Raw genomic sequence first — 22938 nt, 5'->3', positions numbered from 1 at the left:
GAGCCCATCCATGGACCGACGCGACTTCTTCAGCTGGATGCGGGATGGCCTGGCGGGCGCGGCGGCGGCCTCCTTGATGCTGCGCGACGGCACGGTGCGCGGGTCGGAGGCCGGCGAGGGCCTGCCGGCGGGCCCGCATTTCGCCCCCAGGGCCACCCGAGCCATCCACATCTGCCTGTGCGGCGCCATGAGCCAGGTCGACTCGTTCGACTACAAGCCCGGCCTGTTCAAGGCGCACGGCCAGTCGCTCGTCTCGCCCACCAAGCCCGACGTCTTCTTCGGCCAGGTGGGGCGGCTCAGGCGCCCGGACTGGGACTTCAAGCAGCGCGGCGACTCCGGCCTCTGGGTCTCGGACCTGTTCCCGCACATCGGCGGCGTGGCCGACGAGCTGACCGTCATCCGATCGATGGTCGCCGAGACGTCGAACCACACGCCGGCGACGTTCCATGAGAACAGCGGGTTCCGCCTGAACGGGTTCCCCAGCCTGGGCGCGTGGATGAGCTACGGCCTGGGGAGCGAGACCGACGACCTGCCCGCATTCGTCGTCATCCCCGACGCCCGAGAGCTGCCCGCGGGCGGGTCGATCAACTGGAGCAACGGATTCCTCCCCGCCAAACATCAAGGCGTGATGATCCGCCCCCGCGGCGAGCCGATCGACGACCTCTTCCCGGCGCGGCCAGTCTCCGCGGGGGCCGAGTCGGCCGCGCGCGGGCTGGTCCAGGGGATGAACCGCCGCCACCTCGGCCTGCACCCCGGCGACGACACACTGGGCGCCCGCATCCGCGGCTACGAGCTGGCCGCCCGCATGCAGGCATCGGTGCCGCTGGTCACCGAGATCAAGGGTGAGAGCCCCGAGACGCATGAGCTTTACGGCATGGATCGGCCCGAGACCGAGGACTTCGGCCGCTCCTGCCTGATCGCCCGCAGGCTGCTGGAGCGAGGCGTCCGGTTCGTCCAGCTCTTCTCGGGCGGCACCTTCGGCAGCCCCAGGCGCAACTGGGACGGGCACGAGAACGTGAAGCTCAATCACGGGCAGGAAGCCCTGCGGATCGACCGGCCCGTCGCCGGCCTGCTGCGCGACCTGCGGCGGCGCGGCCTGCTCGACGACACGCTCGTCCTGTTCACCACCGAGTTCGGCCGCACCCCGTTCGCCCAGTCGGGCGCCGACATCGTGGGCCCGGGCCGCGACCACAACCAGTACGGCTTCAGCGTCTGGATGGCCGGCGCCGGCCTGAAAGGGGGGATGGCCCACGGCTCGACCGACGAGATCGGCTGGAAGGCCGCCGAGGACCCCGTCACCTGGCCCGACTTCCACGCCACCGTTCTGCACCTGCTGGGCATCGACCACACCCGCCTGACCCATTATCACAACGGCATCCAGCGCCGGCTGACGAACGTGCACGGCGAGGTCATCAGGCCGGTGCTGGCCTGATCTAATCGGAGCCGGCCCGATCTGACTGGGTTCGAAACGCGAAGGGGGCCGGGCGTTGTGCCCGGCCCCCTTCGTTCGTATCAGGTTGCTCGGCGGAGGGTTAACCCCGCGTCGCGGCCTGGATCAATACATGTCGTCGTAGCCGCCGCCGGCGCCGGCCCCGGTGCCCTTCTTGTCCTCGGGCATGTCGGCGATCAGGGCGTCGGAGGTCAGCAGCAGGGTGCTGACGCTCGCGGCGTTCTGGAGGGCCGAGCGGGTAACCTTGGTCGGGTCGATGATCCCGTCCTTGACGAGGTCGGTGTAGACGTCGTTGCGGGCGTCGTAGCCGTAGTTGCCGGTCCCTTCGGCGACCTTGGCGGCGACCACTCCGCCGTCCTGGCCGGCGTTCTCGGCGATCTGGCGGATCGGCGCGGCGCAGGCCCGGACGATGATGTGGTAGCCGGTGACCTCGTCGGCGGACAGGCCGGTCGGCTTGACCGTGTTGGAGGCACGCAGCAGGGCCACGCCGCCGCCGGGGAGGATGCCTTCTTCGAGGGCCGCACGCGTGGCGTGCAGGGCGTCCTCGACGCGGGCCTTCTTCTCCTTCATCTCGCTCTCGGTCGCGGCGCCCACGTTGATCTTGGCGACGCCGCCGGCGAGCTTGGCGAGGCGCTCTTCGAGCTTCTCGCGGTCGTAATCGCTCTTGGTGTCGCCGATCTCGCGGCGGATCGACTCGATGCGGCCCTTGATGGTGTCGGTCTTGCCGGCACCCTCGATGACCGTGGTGTTGTCCTTGTCGACGATGATCTTCTTCGCCTGGCCGAGGTCGTCGAGGCCGACGTTCTCAAGCTCGACGCCGAGGGCCTCGAAGATCGGGTTGCCGCCGGTCAGGACGGCGATGTCTTCGAGCATCGCCTTGCGACGGTCGCCGTAGCCGGGGGCCTTCACGGCCACGCAGCGGAAGGTGCCGCGGAGCTTGTTGATGACCAGGGTGGCCAGCGCCTCGCCCTCGACGTCCTCGGCGATGATCAGGAGGGGCTTGCCCGTCTGGGCGACCTTCTCCAGGACCGGCACGAGGTCCTTCACCGACGAGATCTTCTTCTCGAAGATCAGGATGTAGGCGTCCTCGAGGACGGCCTCCATCGAGGTCGGGTTGGTGGCGAAGTAGGGGCTGAGGTAGCCGCGGTCGAACTGCATGCCCTCGACCCACTCCACCTCGGTCTTCAGGGCCTTGCCCTCTTCGACCGTGATGACGCCGTCTTTGCCCACCTTCTCGGTGGCCTCGGCGATCATCTTGCCGACTTCGTGGTCGAAGTTCGACGCGACGGTGGCGACCTGCTCGGTCTCCGTCTTGCTGCTGATCTTCGTGCTGAGCTTCTTCAGCTCCTCGACGATGTCAACAACGGCCCGGTCCATCCCGCGCTTCATCAGCATGGGATTGACGCCCGCGACGACGGCCTTGAGGCCCTCGTTGTAGATGGCCTCGGCCATGACGGTGGCCGTGGTCGTGCCGTCGCCGGCGACGTCGGAGGTCTTGCTGGCGACCTCCTTGACCATCTTGGCGCCCATGTCCTCATACTTGTCTTCCAGCTCGATCTCCTTGGCGACGGTGACGCCGTCCTTGGTGACCGTCGGCGAGCCGAACGACTTCTGGATGATGACGTTGCGCCCGCGGGGGCCGAGCGTCACCTTGACCGCGCGGGCCAGCTTCGCGACGCCCCGCTGCATCGCCTGCCGGGCCTCCTGATCGAACGCAATCATCTTAGCGGCCATGGACGGTCGACTCCTGCTCTGGGGATGCGTGTGCGTCTAGGTACGACACTGTCTTGCTGGAATGATCGGCCCGAGGGGACAAGCCGAGACCCGCGCCGGGTTCGTTTCGTTTCACCGCGGCGCGTCTTCGGCCGGGCTCGCCCGGTCGGGATTGGTTGTTTCAACGTGCGAGCGGCGTGCTCGGCTCGGTTCAGTCTTCGATCACGGCGAGGATGTCATCCTCACGCATGAGGAGGACCTTCTTGTCGCCGAGGAACTTGAACTCGTCGCCGGCGTAGGAGGTGAAGAGGACGGTGTCGCCGACCTTGACCTGCAACGGGCGACGCTTGCCGTCCTTGGTGATCCGGCCGTCGCCGATCGCCGTGACCTTGCCCTTCTGGGGCTTGTCCTTGGCGGTGTCGGGCAGGACGATGCCGCCCGCGGTCGTCGACTTGGCTTCTTCGCGCTCCACGACCACGCGATCGCCCAGTGGCTTCAAGTTCATCGGTGCAGTCTCCCGTCTCTACTCACCATCGACTAACCGTTCGCGCCCGTCGTCCCCAACCTCGATCCGGAAGACCAAGCTCAAGGACCCCCCGCCGCACACAGCCAGCGGGGCCGGACGCGCTCGAATGATGATGGACCCTATGCAACGGGCGTGCCCCACCTTTAGAATTGACTTAAATCACTAACCAGGAATCACTTACGATCTAAAATTCCAACTAGAACTTACAATCGAGCCTGCCGTTCCAAGTGCACCGAATACCTTCCCTGCCAAAACGGCAGTATGATCCGTGGCCAGACAACCTTATCCTGCTCGTCCTGTCCTGATTGAACCTGATTCATCCTGACACGCAATACGAGCCTTCGCACATGGCCACAATCGTCTTGGTCCACGGAATCAACAATCAACGCGAATCGGCCGACCTGATCGAGTCGTCCTGGCTGCCGGCGCTCGCGGGGGGGATCCGGGTCGCGGGCCGTGGGGATCTGGCTGATCGGATCTGGCCTCAGCGCACTTGGGCCGATGGGATCTCGTGCAGGGTCGCCTATTACGGCGACCTCTTCCGCTCGCCCGACCAGCAAGGGGGCGGAGCCGATCTTCGCGATTTGACGCCCGAGCAAACCGCATTAGCCGATGTTCTCGCCTTGGAATGGCTGGAACGGGTCGCTGATCGCGCCCCGGTCGGAAGCCAGGACGCAGACCAGGCTCGGCTCGCCCTCGAGATTGCACGCGAATCGGAGCGAGTCCAGGCCCAAGGTCGAGGGAACGACTGGCGCGAGGCGATCAAAACCCTCGCCCGCGTCTCCTGGATTGCCAACGCGGGAATGTCCGTGGCCGAGAGGTTCGTCCCGTCATTGGCGCAAGTCTCTCGATACCTGACGGACGAATCCATCCGGTCCAAGGCACGAAAGTCGGTTCTCGACTTGATCGACGCCGATACCAGCGTGATCATCGGCCACTCACTCGGCTCGGTCGTCGCCTACGAGTGCGCGCACATGCTGGATCAACCTTTGCCGTTGCTGGTGACGCTCGGATCGCCGCTCGGGTTGCGGACGATTGTGACCGAGCGGCTGATCCCTCCCGCCTCGTTCCCCCCAATGGCCGGCGTTTGGCTGAATGTCGCTAACCGCGAGGACATAATCGCTGCCGAGCCCGACCTTTGCCCTCTTTTTGGAAACGGCGTCCCGCCCGGATCGCGATTCGAAGGCAATAAGTTCGAGGAATGCAGTGAAGACCCTCACCGGGCCGAGACCTACCTTGGCCGGGCAAGATTAGGACGCGAAGTCATCGAGGTTCTAAACTAATTATTTAATACGCATCTGGATCGTATGCTTGGATAATGGCTCGAAAACTGTTCGAGATGGGGCTGCCGTCTCCGAAACGTGCCGCGGCACGCGACAACCCCTCATGCAGCCATTCAAGTGATTCAGCAATTCTAGACTCTTTAAAAGTTGCCGACGCTATATATTTAATTGCATCTAGAGAAAGCGGGTGATCTCGGCCCAGTTCAAGCTCACTTTCGGCTAGTATTTTATATAGAAGAGTTAAAGCATTCAACGAATCGTCGTCAAACAAATATGACGCCGCAAGATTAATGCGTGTCAAGAATGTATGGTAGTGAAATGGGCCAATCACTTTCCTCCGAAGCGGCAACAATGCCTCATATCGCTTAATCGCGCCTTTATAATCCCCGGTTTCACCTTTTAACGATGCAATATTATGTCGAGTAGTAAGGATGTCGGGATGACGAGAATGCAGCATTTTCCGTTGATCTCGCAACAAAGCTACAAAAAGCTGCTTAGATGTTGGCCAATCACCCATCCTTCCTCTCAAATTCGCCATGGTAGTGCGGACCGAAAATGTAATAGGATGATTCGGACCTAGAACTCGCGTTGCATCTGGAAGTAACGAATCCAGGATTTCCACTACCTTTGGAAGATCGCCAGAAATGCCAGTCCATGTTGCAATATTATTGCGAATAACGATTGTAAACTCATTATCGTCACCCATCATACGCTGAATAACAGGCAAAATATCCATTAGCACGTCTAAGGCAACCTGAGGGTCGCCCAACCTGCCTACACAAGCAGCGATCGTATTCTGAATTGCTTGCGTAGTCCCTTCAGCAGCAACATCCATCAAATCTGGGCAAACCAACAATGATCTACACAACCTTAATGCCTCTTTCGGATTGCCGTCTAAAAGTGTCCAATGAGCGATATTGATTTTAGTTTCAATGATATCCTTCTCCGAGGAGTTCGAATTCCCTATTAAATCGAACAACAGCGCTTGACACATTTCCAACGCCTTCTTCGCATCTCCTGCCCTGCCAGTCCATGACGCTAACTCTCGCCTTAAAAGCAAGCGTTTGTAATCGGCTTCGACGAGTACACCCTGGAACCTCGAGAGCCAGAATGTTATTCGTTCAACATTCTCGGCTGGGCTCATCGAATGGCGTTCCAGCAAGCTTGTCATACACCCATCATAATCTTTAATTGCCCACAAGTGACCAGTTTCACGAAGGAACGCGTATCTCTGGATTGGGGCTTCGGTTTCGCACGAGGCTACTGGTGCCAAAGCACCTATGGCCTGTATCAAAGCTAGGTGAATTTCGTTCTGGCCAAGGCCGTAGCCAATCGATTGAGCCGCTTGACTAAGCAGAAAGTCCGCCAATGTGGGGTGAAAGAGGATGACATGCTCCGCGGGGGTATTCATGTCGCGACGGAGGATAAGGCCACGTAATTTTTTGAGGAGATTGCGAACCGCCTCCTCGCCCTTGGGACCACCCAAAATTTCGCTCGCGTGAATTAGAAGCGAAAGTGGCACGCCCGAGCCAACTCCTGCCACAGCCAGCGGCCCCAACACTGCTCGGTAGCCGTCGAGCCATGCGTCTGATGCACCTGCCTGATCGAGGAGCTTTGCATAGGCTCCATCGACCGTCTGCGGCAAATTCCTCAAGTCGATCGCAGGCTCGGCCAGAACGGCGTCGCTCAGCAGTTGGGTAAGGAGCCAGTGGTCGTGTGCCCTTGTGAGGATGGCGACCCGCGACTCAATCGGGATGCGTCGGCCAGACAGGTAGGTGTTGAGGTCTTCGCGGCGAGTCCGGTTGAAGTGAAGACGGTGACCCGTCGGGCACTCGGACGTCTCGGGATGGGTTGTGATGATCAGGCTTAGCGCGGCGGGGCGTTCCTGGAGAAGCTCGCCGATTGTGGTGCGAGTAATCTCGTCCAGGTGATTGAGCCCATCAAGGACGATTCGGATCGAAGGCGAGCCGGGAAGGTAAGCAAGGGGTCGCAAGACTTTCGCGCGGAGTAGACCGAGCCTCTCCCTCTCCTGGAGAGGAGTGCTCCGCTCAAACGTCCCGACGGCCTCGGGCCAGGATGGTACGGAACGGTGGAGCTGCTTCGACAGATCAGCGGCGAGAATGCGTTGATTGGTCGTGGAGTCGAGGATCGCCACGGCCTGCACGAATTCGTCCGGGACCATGCCACTGGTCAGATCGGGGCGAGCGAACGCCGCAGCGAGAGTCGATTTCCCCACCCCGGTCTCGCCCGTTAACACAACTACCGGGTGAAGTCGGCTGGATTCCACGAGTTGGGCCAGTTGGTATGTGGGCAGGAAGTATTCAGTCTGCTTGAGGATCTGGGCACGTCCTGGGCTGTCCTTCCAGAAAACGTCACCGGGATCCTTGGCGGGATTCCGCGCCAGGTAGAAGCGATTGTCATCGCCGTTGTAGGCGACGTGTTGCGTGGGCCGATGCAGTTCTTTGAGGATGCGGTGGATGTGCCGGCACTGAATGCGAGCATCCGACATCGGGTCGCCGCGTTCCAAGACGCCGATGAGGGCACGAATCAGCGGTGCATTCGCTGTGGCGCGGTCGTCGGTCGCGGTGAGAATCTCGAAACCGCTCTGTATTGTCTGTGATTGCGCCCATCGCTCCATCGATTGCCAGACGGCTTCGCCGGCATGGCATGAATCCAGCAACACGACCAAGCCGCCTCTTCCATGCCAGAATTTGATCCGGTCTTTGATGAATTCAGCTAAGTGAATCGCACCGTCGGACGTCGTCTCTGATGCATCGGTTGGCATAAGATAGAAGTCGCCGCCCGAATCTTCGGAGAATTCGCCGTGACCGATGTATGCGAGGATCAAGGTCTCGTCCGACTTGCCTACTTCATCAAGTGCCGCTTTTATCGCATCCTTGGCCTCGCGGACTGACGGGTCTAGGAGGAGTTGCGATCGGCAATTTTCACCAGGAGTCGCAACGAATTCGCCCGGCCCGGGATCGGCCATCAAATCGTATAACCGCTGGGCAAGATCTGGCAAAAAGCTAAGCTTAGAATTATATTTATTGCACTGCGATCCGATAATCAGAATCCGTCGGCCTGGCATGTGTCTGACATCCACCATAAAACCAGCAAATCGACCGACCCGTGATCCTATCATACCAAGCCCCCCGCACTCCCGCCCGATGAGTTCCAGCGCATTCTCGGCGGCGAGGGAATTTGCGTCGGCCAGTTGAAGGTTTCGGCGAGCCAGTTGGCGATTTGCTCGATGTTGGCAAGGAAAATTGGGGTGGAGTTGACTCCAAGGAAGTCGGTTCCGATGGCAAGTCAACGCTCCGCAATCGATCCACCTGGGGTTGGCCCCGGTGGGACGCAGGCCGAACGATTGGTCGCCGCGACCGGCTCTTGGAACGGAGGCGCCTCAGGCGTGGCCGGTCGTGACCTTGTCGAAAACACGGCAGAAGTTGCCGCCGCCGATCTTGCCGATTTCGTCGGGCGTGAAGCCCTGGCGGAGCATCTCCGCGACGGCCGCCTTGAAGAATCCGCCGGAGAGGCCGGGCCAGGCGGCGTTGGTGGATTGGCCGGGGCGGGAGGAGAGGATGTCGGTGTCGGTGCCGATTCCGACGTGGTCGATGCCGACGGCGTCCACCATCGCCTTGATGCCGGTGACGTACTCGTCCATCGAGTCGGACAGCTTGGTCCACACGCCGATCACGCCGCCGGCGTCGGCGACGACGCGGGCGTGGTCCTTGCTGATGAGCCGCGAGGCCATCATTTTCGCCATCCGGGGGTTCTTACCCGGTCGCGTGTCGATGCTGGTGTGAGAGACGATCACCGGCTGGTTGGACGACTTCAATGCGCCCAGGACCGTCTCGTGGCTGGCGTGGGCCAGGTCGACGACGATGCCCAGCCGGTTGCACTCCTTGACGACGGCCGCTCCGAAGGCGGTCAGGCCGCCCAGGCGGGCGGGTTCGGTGTAGATGTCGCCGAGCGGCGTAACCTTGTCGCCCTTGTCATGGAGCAATTGGAGGTGGCGCAGCCCTCGCTTGTAGACCGCTTCCACCCGGTCGAGGTGTCCTTCGAGGAAATGCGCCCCTTCGATGGACTGGACGATGGTCGGCTGGCCTTTTTCGTGTGCGGTTTTGAGGTCGTTCAGGTTCAGGGCGCGGGTGATGCGGTCCTTGGCCAACTGGCCGTCGATCGCGTCGAGGCCTTGCAGGAACGTGGCGTAGGGGTCGCTGGCGTTGAAGTCGAGGCGGAAGGCCGCGCAGACGGCCGACAACCCCGAGCGTTTGATCTCGTCGGCCAGGTCGAGGGCGGGCTGTGGCTTCTGTTGATCCTTCGGGCCCTGCTGCGGCCTTGCCCCGGGGGCGTTGACGTTGACATGATTGTGGATGTCAATGCCGATGGTGTCGACCAGCACCCGCTCGACCCTCGGGTCCTCCGCGTCGGTCTGGGCCCGGAGCCATGCCGGCGCGAGCACCAACGCGACGTTCGCCCCGACTGCTGCCGTCAGAAAATCGCGCCGCGTATGACTCGATTGCATGGATTCCATCCTCGCTATGAGTGAGCGTGGGGTGACGCGGGCGCGATTCGAAGAGGACTTGAACCGGGGATTCCCGAATAAGAGTTGATCTCGGCGACAGGACCTGCACCCGTCCTCGCCGGCCCCCGATTGGACCCCACCCGAATCTCCCGTTCAAGAACGAAGCGAGAGCGACCGGGACCGCGGCGCGCGGGTGGTCAAAGACGACGCCCGATGCCCCCACTCTCGTCCTTCGATTCCTCTCCCTTCCCATGTGCCGCGACCTGCGAACCGCCGCGTTGCGACTCCGATTCCAGCAACATGGCTGGACAATTCACCGGGGCTGGACGTCGACCGATCCGCCCGAGGATCGCCGCGGACGACGCACGCCGGACCGCGATCGTGGCCAACTGGAACGTCAGAGCCTTGGCTGGACGGACAACCTTGGACCCGATCTTGATCGGCGGCCCCCTTGGCGAGGCCGGGTCGTCGGCGATCGTGAAACACGCAGGCCCAATGAAGGAGGCCCCGCCGACGCGGTGACGCGGGCGGGGCCTCAAATCCTCGCGGAATTCCCGAGGATGGAGGGGGTTGGAAGTCTCCCCTCAGGCCTATTCAGGCCTGCGAATGGTCTTGCGCGAAGCATGCCCTGTATCCGAGGAGTTCGACCAGGCTGAGACCCGTCGGGACGGCGCAAGCCGGCTCGGGGACGTCGAAATACGCCTGGTACGTGATGCCCGATGGAGCTCCAGAGCCCGAGCCCGCGAAGGTGAGTGCCCCGAGACTCGTGGGAATCGCCTTGAGACCCTGAAAGCTCAGGGCCGGGACGAGGTCCGTCAATTCAGCAAGCCCATTGTCGTCCAGGAATGAGGCCTCTAAAACGAAGAGCCCCACGCCATCGCACGTTTCCAGGCGTAATTGTCCGTCGGCCAGTCTCGCGAGTCGCAGGCCGGCAATCGCCGCGACGCCAAGGCCGTCGACGGTGACGTCTGCCGCGAGGATCGGCACATTTTCTCGGCTTGGGTCGCGGGGATCGGGGGCAATCCGCGATGAGTCAGCCTGAAAGCTGAAGATGAACGCCGCCCCTTCGAAGGTCGAACCTGCGAGGGTAAGATCCGAAGTCCCTTGAATTGTATACGTGATCATATCACTCCTAACATGCCCATCGAAGGCTGCTGCGAGTCAAGGATTCACGTGGCGACGAGTCGAACGGATTCGAGGAAGTTGGTCCCTCTCTCTGGATCAAATCGGGCAATAATAGGCATAAAAAGGCGATCATTCCGTTTGAGGTTTCCAAGCCCTCGGACGCGTGCGCAGGCCAATTTTTCTCGATGGCACCGATTCACGCTAGTCCCTAATATTAGGGGGGTCTGGTCCACCCCGTCGGTCAGGGATACCACGATGGCGAATTCATCGATTCTTCGATATCGCGACGCCAAGGCGATCTACCAGTTGATTGGGGAATGCCGCGAACTCGGGGACGACCGGATCCGCTGGAGGGATCACTTGATCGAAGGGCTCGCCGCCATGACCGGCGCCGACATCGGTCACGCGGGGGAGATGGCCGGATGCCGGTCGCTGACGCCCAGGGACCTGGGCGTCGTCGTCTGGGGGTGGCAGACCGGTTTCGCCGAGATGGCCGCCATCGAAGCGGGGCTCCGCGAGTTCGAGCACGACCCGACCATGTCGCCGGCGATGATCGAGCACCTTCGGCGGCATGTCGCCGAGGACGGCATCTGCCTGTCACGCTCGCAGATCCTCGAGGACCGACCCTGGTACGTCTCGGCCGACTACCAGGCGATCCAGCGGCCCTTCCGCGTGGATCACATCCTCTGGTGCTTCAGGACCATCCCCGGTGCAGGGGATGACGAGGCCTCGGGGATCGTCCTGAACCGGCAGAAGGGGCGACGCGACTTCGGGGCGCGGGACATCGCGATCGTGCAGGAAACCAACGCATCGCTGGCGAGTCTCCTCGGGGGCCCGCTCGCCCGCTTCAAGGATCCGTCGCCCCTCGACCTGGCCCCGAGGATCCGGCAGACGTTAGCTTGCGTGCTCGAGGGCGATTCCGACAAGCAGATCGCGACCCGCATGACCCTGAGCACACACACGGTCAACCAGTACACGAAGGCCATCTACGCCCACTTCGGGGTCAACGGAAGGGCCGAGCTGATGGCCCGCTGGATCCGCCGTGGCTGGGGCGGGACGCTCCACTGGTCGGAATCGAACGCCCGGGACGCCCAGGCTCGGTGACTCGCCCCGGAACCCGATTGGCGCCCTCGGTTTTGGACCACCCGGCGAGTCATCCTTGAGGGTGAGATCCCCCGCAGGCCCGCCCGATGAGTTCCAGCGCATTCTCGGCGGCGAGGGCCTTGGCGTCGGCGGGGTTGAAGGATTCGGCGAGCCAGTTGGTGATTTGCTCGGCGTTGGAGAGGGTGGGGTGGGTGGTTCCGACTCCGAGGAAGTCGGTCCCGATGGCAATTCCACCGAGGCCGGGCTCGCCCTTGAAGGGGATGGCGGCGGCGGTCTCGATGAGGGACTTGAGGTGATCGGGGGAGGTGGTGAAGGGGGGAGTGACGGAGAGGCCGATGGTTCCTCCCAGGGCTCGAAGGCGGACGAGGTTGGGCTGGGAGAGGGCTCGGGGGTGGTCGAAGGCGGGGTGGGCGATGGTTCCGTGACTGTAGACGACGGGGAGACGCTCGGCGTGGGTGGGGTCGGATTCGTACCAGTCGAGGACCTGGGAACACGAGAGAGGGTTCAGGTGGGCCAGGTCGAGGATGGGCCGGGGGCCGGGTTCGTTGGCGGGCGGGGCGAGGGAGAGAAGGGTGGCAAGGAAGTCGCGGCCCAGGTCGAGGAGGCCCCGGTCGTCTTTGGACTGGGAGGAGCCGGCGAGGAGGCTGGTGGCGAGATAGGTGGGCTGGAAGACACGGACGCCGCGATGGAAGAGCGGGGCGAGGCGGTCGAGGTCGGCGCGGGTACGGATCAGGGCGTCGAAGCCCTCGACTCCGAGGACTCCCCAGCAGAGTTGGTCGGGCTCGGATTGCCAGAAGGCGAGGTCGTCGGGGCCCATCAGGATGCGGCCGGAGAATTCGGATTCGAGCGCGGTGATCTGGGCGATGAGGGCCTGCCAGGGGTCGGGTTGGTGGGCCCAGTCTTCGGCGTCGCGGTAGCAGGCGAGCACGGCGGCGCGGGTCGCGCCCAGGTAGCCGTCGACCTGCGGCAGGCGGACGGGGATGTCGGCGTAACTGTCGGGGTGGAAGAGGGTGGACTCGCCGGCGTACTGGAGGGACCAGTCGACGTGAAGGTCGACCAGGCGCGGGGGAATGGGCTTGCGGGGGTTCAAGGCTTGGTCTCCACGGCGGCGGCGGCGGCGCCCCGGCCGAGGCGCCCTCGGTCGGTGGGGAATTCCATGGGCAGGCGGGCGAGGAAGGCCTCGATGGCGGGCTTCAGCGCGGGCCAGGTCAGTTCGTCGTGCAGGGCGTCGGGCTCGTCTCGGCCGATCCAGAGCAGGGGCCCGGCGGCTTCGAGGGCTGCGGCGAGCGGGGATCTGGGGGGGATGGCCAGGCCCGGAAAGCGGCCGGGGCGGGCCCAGCCCGCACGCGCGGGCGTTCCATGCTTGGCGTAGGCGACCTTCAACTCGGCCGTCGCGGAGCCGGAGGGGCGGGCCGCGGAATCGAGTGCCAGGGCGGCGACCCCGCGACCCAGGCCGATGACGACCGTCGAGCCCTTCCGGCTGGCCTCGACGGGCTGGCCGTCGGCGAGGCCGAGTGCAACCACGGAGCCCTCGACGAACGGGGCGGGTCGGCCCGAGCGGAGCAGGCGAGGGGCGATGCGCAGGACGACCCGGTCGAGGACCCGTGCGGCGGAGGCCTCGGAATCGAGGTGGATCAGGGCGAAGATGGCCGGCCGGTCCGGGTTCAGTCGCTCGTCCATCGCGCCCACGGTGAGGCCGCGGAGCAGGGGCCAGAGGTCGGCGTCCAGGTTGACGCGGGCCAGCATCGTGAGAATGTTCAGCCTGGTCCGGGCGGGCGCCACACCAGAGCGGGCGGGGTCGGCCTTCTCGGCGGCGTCGATGAGGGCGAAGAGGCTGGCGAGGCCATCGGCGGTGGGGTTGACGGCCAGGGTGGCGACGGCCGAGGCCCTCGAAGGGATGAGGTCGAGCCAGGCGAGGTCGAGCGTGCAGGTCGGGGCGGGCGTCCCTTCGGAGAGAGTCAGGCGGAGGTCGAGCCTGGCGGCGCCGTCGGCGAGGTGGGCGACGGCGGTGAGGCTGCGTGCCTTCAGGGTGGCCAGGGTATGCGAAACCTGCCGCCGGGGGACGGAACCGCCGTCGAGGCCGCGGGCCAGGGCCTGGACGTCGAACCGGGCGAGGACGCCGGAGTCGACCTTGGGCCAGCCCTGGACATCGGGGGTCGGGCCGAACAGGGTGAGGGCGAGGTCGTCGCGGGTGGTGGCCACGACCAGGCCGCGGTCGACCGGCCGGGCCGCCAGGATCAGGGGGCCGAGACCGACCCGGTTGACAGGCACGTCTTGCAGCGGCGGCTGGGCGGCACCGATGGAGAACGTCATGGCGTCCATGAAGGCGCCCAGGGTGCCGTCGTCCTGGGGGACGGCCAGCCGCCAGCGGGGGAGCGTTTCGGGCTGGGGCTCGAGGATGAACCGCGCGGCGTCGAGGTGGGACACCTCGTCGATCATGTCGGGATTGATCGCGGCAATCGCGGCCTCTCGTGCCTTGCCCAGCGACCAGGGGGGGGTCATCGACCGGCCGGCCAGCTTCCAGGCGACGAGCGCCATGGCCGGGTTGCGGGCCCTGGCGTTGCGGAAGAGCTCGAGCACGCGCCTGAGCTGCGTCTCGGGGTGAACCAGCCGGAACTCGGCCGGGCTCGCGGGGGCCACCGCCGCGGGGGCATCGGCCCCCGCGATCGCGAGGCTCGCGAGGAGGGCCGCCATGTCCATCAGCATTCGAAGAGACCCCGTCGCCGCGGTGAATTGCCCCGACTTTCGGGGGGATTGTATCCGCGTGGGCAAAATGCCGACAGCCCGGCCGCCGGGGTCGACGAGGGGCGAGAAAAGCACGCGGATGGGGCGGTCGGGGGGGTCTTGCAATGGGTAAGGTGCTGTGACATAGTTCACCATCCCCGTACCGCCAAGGGCGTCGACTTCAAGTGTGCCCGGACGCGGCGCCATCGCCCGCGATGGTCGCCGGCGGTCGGCCCCCCACCGAAGATCTGCACCAGATCCGCACGAGGCGATAGGATGAGCTGGCAGGTCTCCCTGTACGTCGCCGCCGTCTTGATCCCGCTGTTCGCCTCGGCGATCCAGCTCCTGGGGATCCGCTGGTTGGGCCGGCTGAATGCCACGATCGCGACGGGGGCCATCCTGACCTCGTTCGCGCTGAGCCTGGTCGGATCGTTCGTCTACTTCGGCCAGAATGCCGCCGCCGTGTTCGCGGGCAACCATGCCGCGGCGGGCGAGGACGGCCACGGCGAGGTGCCGCACGATATCGCCGGCCACGAGGCCGCCGCCGACCCCAAGGCCGGCCCGGCGCACGATGCCCTGGCGACCAAGGCCGAGCCCGCCACACCCAGGCCGCCGCACGCCGGCCCCCAGGCCTGGACGGCCGAGTTCGAGTGGATCTCGCTGGGGACCATGGCCCTGCCGGGTAGCTCGGCGAGGTTCGAGGACTTGACGATCCCGCTGTCGATCCACATCGACAACCTGACCGTGATCGTCTTCGTGATGGTCACGTTCATCGCTACGCTTGTTCACCTGTACTCGATGGCCTACATGCGGGGCGACCCGCGATATCCCCGGTTCTTCGCCTACCTGTCGCTGTTCTGCTTCAGCATGCTGGGCCTGGTCGCCTCCGGCTCGATCTTCATGGTTTTCATGTTCTGGGAGTTGGTGGGGGTATGCTCATATTTCCTCATCGGCTTCTGGTATGAGGACAAGAAGAACGCCGACGCGGCCAACAAGGCCTTCATCACCAACCGCGTGGGCGACGTGGGGATGCTGCTGGGCCTGGGCCTGCTCTGGGGGGCCCTGGGGACGTTCGACATCCGCGAGATCAACACCACGGTCCGCGACTCGTCGGGGCACCTGAACGAGACGCTCATCGACGGCAAGGACGTGATCCAGCTGAAGGATCAGGCCAGCGGCGAGGTGCTGAAGGACGAGGCGACCGGGCGGGCGCGGCAGATCCCGCTCTGGATGCTGACGCTGGCCGGCCTGGGGATCTTCGCCGGCTGCGTGGGCAAGAGCGCCCAGTTCCCGCTGCACGTCTGGCTGCCCGACGCCATGGCCGGCCCCACGCCCGTCTCGGCGCTCATCCACGCGGCGACGATGGTGGCGGCGGGAGTGTACCTGGTCGGCCGATTCTTCCCGGTCTTCACCGACCCCGCACTGCTCTACATCGCCTACACCGGCGGGATCACCCTGTTCATCGCGGCGACGATCGCGGTGGTGCAGGACGACTACAAGAAGGTGCTGGCGTACTCGACCGTCAGCCAGCTCGGGTTCATGATGCTGGGCCTGGGGGTGGGCGGCTGGGCGGCCGGCCTGTTCCACCTGATCACGCACGCCTGCTTCAAGGCCCTGCTGTTCCTGGGCGCCGGCAGCATCTACCACAGCGTGCACACCTATGACATGCACAAGCTGGGCGGCTTGCGGCCGAAGATGCCCGTCACGGCGCTGACCATGCTGCTGGCCACCTGCGCCATCTCGGGCGTGCCGCTGTTCAGCGGGTTCTACTCCAAGGACGCGATCCTGGCCTCGGCCCTGGCCCTGGCGATGGAACGGCCGGCCCACTCGCTCCTGTTCGTCCTGCCGTGCGTGGGGGCGGCGATCACGGCCTTCTACATGTTCCGGATGTGGCTGCTGGTCTTCGACGGCAACTCGCGCAGCCTGGGCCTCGCGGACACGCACGATGCCCACGGGCATCACCACCACGGCGATCCCGTGGCGCACGCCCACGAGAGCGAACCGCTGATGTCGTGGCCCCTGATCGCCCTGGCGATCCCGACGGTGGCGATCGGCTGGCCCTGGATCGTGGTCCCGCTGGCCACCCCGGTCCTGGAGCAGATGATCGCCTACGGGGCGCCGATCCCGCTGCACGAGCACGCCCCGGCGGCCCACTGGCTGGCGATGGTGGCGTCGCTGATCGTGGCCAGCCTGGGCATCGGCGGTGCCTTCCTCTTCTACTCGGCCAAGTACAAGCGGTATGAGTCGTCGGTCGTCGCGACCCGGTTCGCCGGGGTGACGAGCTTCCTCAAGCACAAGTGGTACTTCGACGAGTTGTACGGGGCCACGCTGGTCCGCCCCTGCCTGGCGCTGGCCCGCGGCGTGGCGGCGTTCGACAAGGGTGTGGTCGACTTCTTCGTGAACCTGTCGGCCCGGCTGACCCTGCTCCTGAGCCGGATCAGCGGGCTGTTCGACCGGATCATGGTGGACGGCCTGGTCAACCTGACGGCCGGCGTGGTCTACGCCCTCGGCGACCGCTTCCGCTCGATCCAGACGGGCCTGCTGCGCAACTACCTGATGGTTTTGGCCGTCGGGGTCATCGGCCTGTTCGCCGGGGTCGTCGCGTGGGTGTCAGGCTGACGCGACCCGGTCGCCCGTCTGCCGCCCCATCGATCCGATCATCGACAGATTGACATCCAAGGGCGCCTCGGCACGAGGCGCCGCATCGCAAACGGTCACGAGCCCCACCAATGAGCGACGACCTGCTGCTGAGCCTGCTATGGGCGATCCCCCTGGGCGGATGCCTGTTCGTCCTGCTCATCCCCAAGACGATGGTCGCGGCAATCCGCGGCTTCGCCCTGGGAGTCACGGTGCTGACGTCGCTGCTGACGCTGGTCGCGTTCAGCACGTACACGTCGGGCGAGAACACGCCGATGGCGCGCACGCTGCGCGATCGCGCGGCGGCCAACCCCATCATCTCGGGCCTTGAGGCCCCCGGCCAGGCGAGCCTGTCGGGCCAGCCCACCGCGTCCCAACCGGCCTCGGCCGATGGCGACCTGGTCGTCCGCAACGCCTGGATCCCGGCGTTCAACATCCAGTATTACCTGGGCCTGGACGGCATCAGCCTGAGCCTGATCCTGCTGGCCGGGCTGGTGAACTCGCTGGCCTGCCTGGCGTCGTTCTCCATCGAGAAGAACGTCAAGGGGTACTTCTCGCTGTTCCTGCTGCTGACGTCGAGCATGATGGGCGTCTTCCTGGCGCTCGACATGTTCCTCTTCTACGTCTTCTTCGAAGTGATGCTGCTGCCGATGTACTTCCTCATCGCCATCTGGGGCGGCGAGAACAGGGAGTACGCGGCGATCAAGTTCCTGCTGTACACCCTCTTCGGCTCGGTCTTCATCCTGGTCGCCATCCTGATCCTGTTCTTCTCCACCGGCGACGCCCCGTCGACCTTGAACGGGGTGCCTTACACCGCGCATAGCTTCGACGCGGTGAAGGTGGCGCAGGCGGCGTCCGAGACGAGCTATTACGGGGTGGCAACCCAGCGCGTCGTCTTCTTGCTGTTCCTGATCGGCTTCCTGGTCAAGCTGCCCAGCTTCCCGTTCCACACCTGGTTGCCCGACGCCCACGTGCAGGCGCCCACGCCCATCTCGATGATCCTGGCGGGCGTCCTGCTGAAGATCGGCGGCTACGGACTGATCCGGCTCGCCTGGCCGCTTGCCCCCGCGGGTGCCTATGACTGGGCCCCCTACGTCGCGGGCCTCGGCGTCTTCAGCATCATTTACGGCGCTCTGGCGGCCATGGCGCAGACCGACTTCAAGAAGCTGGTGGCCTACAGCTCGGTCAGCCACATGGGCTACGTCACGCTGGGCATGGCGGCGATGAACCTGGTGGACGACCCCCGCTACTACGCCTACGGCGTGAACGGGGCGATGTTCATGATGCTGGCCCACGGCATCACGTCCACCGGCATGTTCTTCCTCGTCGGCGTCATCTATGAGCGGGCCCACACCCGCGACCTGAACAAGTTCGGCGGCCTCTGGAACGTGATGCCGATGTACGGGGCCGTCTCGTTCCTGCTTTTCTTCGGCTCGATGGGCCTGCCCGGCCTCTGCGGCTTCATCGCCGAGGTCTTCGTCGTCTTGGCCGCGTTCAAGTACAGCCCCATCCTGGGCGTGCTGGCCGCCGCGGCGGTGATCCTGACGGCCGGCTACATCCTCTGGACTCTCCAGCGCATCTTCCTGGGCAAGCTCCCCGGCCAGGCCGCCGACGACCACGGGCATGGACATGGCCACGGAGACGAGTCGACGCATGCCGTCGAGCACGCCCACGGCCACCATGATGTCGACCTCTCCAAGCTGCCCGACCTGACCGGCCGCGAGATCCTGATCTCCATCCCGCTCGTCGTCCTGACCGTTATCATGGGCGTCGCCCCGCAGCTGATCCTCTCGTGGATGAGCCCGTCGGTCGACCAGATGGTGAACGCCGTGGCCAAGGGCGAGGCCCGGGTCACGCCCAAGCCCGTCATCTTCGCCCAGCCCGCAATCAAGGCCACCCTCGCCGAGCCCGCCGCCGCGGCACGCTGAGACGATGCCTTCGTGATTCCGCACGATGCCCGGCCGGAGCCCCCGGCCGGGCATCGTGCGTTCGAAATGTCTCGCCGACGGTCTCCTCGAACGGTGAAGGCGAGTCCCTCCTCCAAGCGGGCCCGAGAACGCCTCCAAGAACCGTGGTCTGCAACCGAATCAACCGCCTGGCAATCCGCGATGTCTCGTGCGACATTGCTCGGTGACAAGCCAATCAAGGCGGGGCTCGCCCGCGAGAATCCGTAGGGGTGTCATGTGCTCCGTCACAAAACGTTCTCTTCGGGATGGAAGCTGAAATGGAGCGAGACGGCCATCGTGGAGGCGGTGAGGAGTGAGGCGGAGGAGTTCGCTTCCCTGATCGGTTCCCGGAACGTCGTCTCGGTGACGGAATACTGGATGCGCAGTTACAAGCTCACAGTCTGGTATCTCGATGAGACCGTGAAAGAGCCCCTGGATCTTTGAACGCCTTGTTCAACTCAGTCTGCCCGCTTTCGGGCAACCCCGATGGGCCGAGGCGCGGTTAGCCCCTCCGATCCGCAATGCTCGATGACGCCCGCAGAATCGGCGTCGCACTTTCCAGGAATGAATCGCATGAGCACGACTACGAAGGTTGCGATCGTCACCGGTTCGGCCACGGGCATCGGTCGGGCGACGGCCTGGATGCTGGCGGATCGCGGCTATTCGGTCGTCGTGAATTACTCGAAGTCGAAGGCCGAGGCGGAGGAGGCGGCCGACGGGGTCCGGTCCCGGGGTGCCAAGGTGATCGTGGTTCAGGCGAATGTCGGCGATGATGGGCAGGTTCGGGGGATGGTCGAGCGGACGGTCGCCGAGTTCGGCGGGCTGGATGTGCTGGTGAACAATGCTGCGACGACGTCGTTCGTCGAGCATCGCGACCTGGACGGGCTGACGGAGTCGGTCTGGGACGACATCCTCCAGGTGAACGTCAAGGGGACGTTCTACGCCTGCCGGGCGGCGATGCCGCACCTGGAAGGGCGGGGGGGGAACATCGTCAACGTGGCGAGCGTGGCGGGCATCGCCGGCGCGGGCAGCTCGATCGCGTATGCGGCCAGCAAGGGGGCCGTCATCACGCTGACCAAGAGCCTGGCCAAGGCGTTCGCGCCCAAGGTTCGGGTCAACGCCGTGGCGCCCGGGCCGGTGCAGACGCGCTGGCTGGCCGACCATCAGGACATGGTCGAGCAGGCGATGAAGGCGACGCCGCTGGGCCGGCCGGCGACGGCCGAGGACATCGCCGAGGCGATCGTCTTCCTGGCCGACGTGACGAGCCTGATGACCGCCCAGGTGGTGGTGCTCGACGGCGGACGGACGATCTGAGCGTGCGTGGCTTGCCGCGGCGGCGCGTGAAGTTGACCTTGCCGCTCGCTTGAGTGTTGGATATGGTCCCGCCTGCCGCGGATGGGCTGCGACGCGGGTGGAGACGATCCCGAGACAGGCCGCCGGCCCATGGATGGGTCATGCGGGTCTGCGTGGGGTTTACACCTATGAAGGCGATCGATTCAGGTTCGGTCCCTCGTCCGTCGGAGCAGGCTCCCGTCCCAGGTCGGCAAGGAGGCCGCCGCATGCAAGGCAAATTCCGGTCCCGGAAGGCCGCACCGTTGGCCCTCGCGCTGTTCGCCCTCGCCGCGTTCGGCGTGTCCCCCGCCCGGGCCGGTCTGGACCTCGACCTCGAGTCTCAGCCCGAGGTGATCAATCAGATCAAGCTCGAGCTGCGCATCGCGGGGCTCGGCAAGGATGGCTGCGAGGTCGAGATCAAGCCGGCGCACGCCGCCTGCGAGTTCGACGTGATCAAGCAGAAGGTCGACCGCCGGGGGTTCCTCGACCCCACCCCGTTCCTGGCCAAGAGCGCCAGCGCCGACCACGACTGCACCTTCGCCATCGTGATCCGCGAGCCCGGCAAGCCCCCGCGCACCCTGCGCCGCGGCATCCGCCTCGACCCGCAGGTCGACGGAGCCAGCGTCCCCAAGCGTCGCCTCCCCTGCTACGTCTCGGCCCAGGTCGCCTCCAAGGTCATCGCCAAGGCCAAGGAAGAGACCCCCGCCACACGAGCCCGCTGACGACCAGCGCCCCATCCAACGCCGCTCCACGCCGGGCCGAGGGGAATTCCCCGCGGCCCGCGGCCGTTTCCCCGGGGCGTAGAATACGCGGGCCGCTCGATATAACAGAGGCGGGATGATGACGGTCGAGGCCGACCGGTCGCCGCCGGCTCCCCCCCTCGTTGGAATGTTCCCATGCTCAACGACGTGCGCATCGCCGCGGTCGCCGTGGACACACAGCCGGGGCAGCTCGCGGAGAATCTCGAGAAAATCTCCGAATGGGCCGGCAACGCCGCCTCGGCAGGCGCCCAACTGGTGCTGTTCCAGGAGCTTTCCCTCTCGGGGTTCCTGCCGAACCATCCCACGCAGGACCACGACGCCTGGCTGCGTGAGACGCTCCAGATCGGCCGGACGATCGCCCAGGCGCTCGACGGCCCGGCCGTCCGGGGTCTTGCCCGGATCGCGGCCGAGCACGGCCTGATGGTCTCCGCGGGCCTGCTGGAAGACGCCGGGAACGTGCTCCACAACACCCAGGTTCTGGTGGATGGGTCAGGGCTGGTCGGGCACTGGCGCAAGATGCACGTCCCCATGTATGAGACGCCGTTCTACAACGGCGGGGGTGTGCCCAAAGTGGTCGAGACCCCGCTGGGACGCATCGGCGCGAATATCTGCTTCGATGCCCTGATGCCGGAATCGACCCGCCTGCTCGCCGTCCAGAACGTCGAGATCGTCCTCTTCCCCTTCGCCTCCGACCCTCCCCCCGTGACCCCTCAGGGGTGGGCCAGTTGGGCGGGAACCGCGTTGAAGTCCCGATGCGCCGAGAACGGCGTCTACGGCGTCGCCTGCAACTATGTCGGCACGCCGACCTGCGCCTCGGTCAGCCAGTTCTTCCCGGGGGGTGGGATGGCCGTCGACCCGCGTGGGAACGTCTTCGGCGACTGGGCGGCCCCCACCGGAGAGCCCGGCATGCTCGTCGTCGACCTCTCGGCCGACGTCCTGCGCCAGGCCCGCGCCGAGCCGGAATACCTCTACCGCTTCCGCCGCCCCGAGTTGTATGGCTCGCTCGCCGAAGTCCGATGAGGCGGGCTCATCAAAGTTGCATCCGCTCGACGGCATCGAGCGCCCGCAACTCCTCGCGATAGCGGTCGCGATCGTCCTCGGTCAGCGGGATCTGTTCCAGCTCCGCGCGTGCGGTCCGGGCACGCTCCGGATCGCCCATCGCCACCGCCAGCTCGGCGCGTGCGGCCAGCGCCCGGGCCCGCTCAATCGGCGTGGCATCGGGGTTCTTGGCCAGGGCCGCGTCCAGCGTCCTGGCGGCCGACGAGTCCATGCCTCGCATGTCGCGGAAGTTCGCCGCCGTCTCGATCGCCCGAACCATCGGCGTCAGCTTCGCCCAGACTTCCTTGTCGGGATACTCGTAGGCCGGCTCGTCTCGCGCGATGAAGATGATCGAGTTGCCGCAAGGATCGATCACGGTGAACCGCTTCTGGCCCTCGCGCAGCCGGGTGATCCGGGGGATGCCGGCGGTCGGGACCTTGCCATGCTTGGCCTTCAAGGCCGAGGTGAAGGCCCCGTGTTGGGGCCCGACGTCGTCGACCATGACAAGGCACATTCCGGGCGTGCCGCCCTCCGCCGGCTTCACGCCCCGGTAGAAATGCAGGTCGAACCCGCCACGCTTCACGGCCAGGTAGACGTAAGGCTTCGTCTGACGGTAGGTCACCGTGAAGCCAAGCGTCTCGTAGAATTCCAGCGTCTCATCGGGCGAGACGCAAGGGAACACGGGGATCGCACATTCGTGACTCATCGTTCCTCCAGGGGTCCGATGCCTTGAACGGCGCTCGACGCGGCTGGGCTCCCGCGTCACGCGTG

17 protein-coding genes are annotated in these 22938 nt (G+C 65.2%); 9 read left to right on the top strand and 8 right to left on the bottom strand.

The window, feature by feature from the left end:
• Positions 1-10 precede the first annotated feature (10 nt).
• Entirely contained in the window at positions 11-1432 is a 1422-nt protein-coding gene (locus EP7_RS02735) for a DUF1501 domain-containing protein (protein ID WP_463526045.1), read from the top strand.
• A gap of 123 nt (positions 1433-1555) precedes the next feature.
• Here EP7_RS02735 and groL read toward each other — a convergent pair whose 3' ends face one another.
• Both groL and groES read right to left on the bottom strand, forming a co-directional pair.
• Positions 1556-3184 carry a chaperonin GroEL gene (gene groL / locus EP7_RS02730; protein ID WP_463526044.1) on the bottom strand — a complete coding sequence of 543 codons (1629 nt, stop codon included), beginning with the start codon at positions 3182-3184 and terminating at the stop codon, positions 1556-1558.
• 190 nt (positions 3185-3374) lie between these two features.
• Positions 3375-3668 (bottom strand): co-chaperone GroES, encoded by a 294-nt coding sequence (groES, locus tag EP7_RS02725; RefSeq protein ID WP_463526042.1) that lies wholly within the window; start codon positions 3666-3668, stop codon positions 3375-3377.
• A gap of 368 nt (positions 3669-4036) precedes the next feature.
• Here groES and EP7_RS02720 point away from each other — a divergent pair, with 368 nt between their 5' ends.
• On the top strand, positions 4037-4972 hold the full coding sequence (locus EP7_RS02720; RefSeq protein WP_463526041.1) for a hypothetical protein: 936 nt from the start codon (positions 4037-4039) through the stop codon (positions 4970-4972).
• A 4-nt stretch (positions 4973-4976) separates the two neighbouring features.
• Here the strand turns inward: EP7_RS02720 and EP7_RS02715 are convergent, their stop codons facing one another.
• From EP7_RS02715 to EP7_RS02705, 3 genes are all read right to left on the bottom strand, one after another.
• Positions 4977-8060 (bottom strand): tetratricopeptide repeat protein, encoded by a 3084-nt coding sequence (locus EP7_RS02715; RefSeq protein ID WP_463526040.1) that lies wholly within the window; start codon positions 8058-8060, stop codon positions 4977-4979.
• Between the two features lie 315 nt (positions 8061-8375).
• Entirely contained in the window at positions 8376-9500 is a 1125-nt protein-coding gene (locus EP7_RS02710) for a dipeptidase (protein ID WP_463526039.1), read from the bottom strand.
• 594 nt (positions 9501-10094) lie between these two features.
• Entirely contained in the window at positions 10095-10487 is a 393-nt protein-coding gene (locus EP7_RS02705; RefSeq protein ID WP_463526038.1) for a hypothetical protein, read from the bottom strand.
• Positions 10488-10880: 393 nt separating this feature from the next.
• Here EP7_RS02705 and EP7_RS02700 point away from each other — a divergent pair, with 393 nt between their 5' ends.
• A complete protein-coding gene (locus EP7_RS02700) occupies positions 10881-11729 on the top strand; it encodes a helix-turn-helix transcriptional regulator (RefSeq protein ID WP_463526037.1) in 849 nt (282 codons plus the stop codon).
• A 49-nt stretch (positions 11730-11778) separates the two neighbouring features.
• On the opposite strand, the gene EP7_RS02695 is transcribed toward EP7_RS02700, so the two are convergent.
• Both EP7_RS02695 and EP7_RS02690 read right to left on the bottom strand, forming a co-directional pair.
• A complete protein-coding gene (locus tag EP7_RS02695; protein WP_463526035.1) occupies positions 11779-12819 on the bottom strand; it encodes a membrane dipeptidase in 1041 nt (346 codons plus the stop codon).
• Positions 12816-14423 carry a hypothetical protein gene (locus tag EP7_RS02690; RefSeq protein WP_463526034.1) on the bottom strand — a complete coding sequence of 536 codons (1608 nt, stop codon included), beginning with the start codon at positions 14421-14423 and terminating at the stop codon, positions 12816-12818. Before EP7_RS02690 ends, EP7_RS02695 begins: the two co-directional genes overlap by 4 nt.
• Before the next feature lie 306 nt (positions 14424-14729).
• Here EP7_RS02690 and nuoL point away from each other — a divergent pair, with 306 nt between their 5' ends.
• The 6 genes from nuoL to EP7_RS02660 all read left to right on the top strand — a co-directional run bounded on the left by nuoL (position 14730) and on the right by EP7_RS02660 (position 22149).
• On the top strand, positions 14730-17072 hold the full coding sequence (nuoL, locus tag EP7_RS02685; protein ID WP_463526033.1) for an NADH-quinone oxidoreductase subunit L: 2343 nt from the start codon (positions 14730-14732) through the stop codon (positions 17070-17072).
• A gap of 110 nt (positions 17073-17182) precedes the next feature.
• Positions 17183-19018 carry a complex I subunit 4 family protein gene (locus EP7_RS02680; protein WP_463526032.1) on the top strand — a complete coding sequence of 612 codons (1836 nt, stop codon included), beginning with the start codon at positions 17183-17185 and terminating at the stop codon, positions 19016-19018.
• Between the two features lie 255 nt (positions 19019-19273).
• Positions 19274-19480, top strand: a complete 207-nt coding sequence (locus EP7_RS02675; RefSeq protein WP_463526031.1) for a hypothetical protein — start codon at positions 19274-19276, stop codon at positions 19478-19480.
• 129 nt (positions 19481-19609) lie between these two features.
• Positions 19610-20350 (top strand): SDR family NAD(P)-dependent oxidoreductase, encoded by a 741-nt coding sequence (locus EP7_RS02670; protein WP_463526030.1) that lies wholly within the window; start codon positions 19610-19612, stop codon positions 20348-20350.
• 245 nt (positions 20351-20595) lie between these two features.
• Positions 20596-21090, top strand: a complete 495-nt coding sequence (locus EP7_RS02665; protein WP_463526029.1) for a hypothetical protein — start codon at positions 20596-20598, stop codon at positions 21088-21090.
• Between the two features lie 174 nt (positions 21091-21264).
• Positions 21265-22149 (top strand): carbon-nitrogen hydrolase family protein, encoded by an 885-nt coding sequence (locus tag EP7_RS02660; protein ID WP_463526028.1) that lies wholly within the window; start codon positions 21265-21267, stop codon positions 22147-22149.
• A 10-nt stretch (positions 22150-22159) separates the two neighbouring features.
• On the opposite strand, the gene EP7_RS02655 is transcribed toward EP7_RS02660, so the two are convergent.
• Positions 22160-22873: a VOC family protein gene (locus tag EP7_RS02655; protein ID WP_463526027.1), complete on the bottom strand. Its 714-nt coding sequence runs from the start codon at positions 22871-22873 to the stop codon at positions 22160-22162.
• Positions 22874-22938 lie beyond the last annotated feature (65 nt).

Source organism: Isosphaeraceae bacterium EP7 (assembly GCA_038400315.1).
Lineage (GTDB): Bacteria > Planctomycetota > Planctomycetia > Isosphaerales > Isosphaeraceae > EP7.
This window is presented reverse-complemented; position numbering and strand designations above follow the sequence as displayed.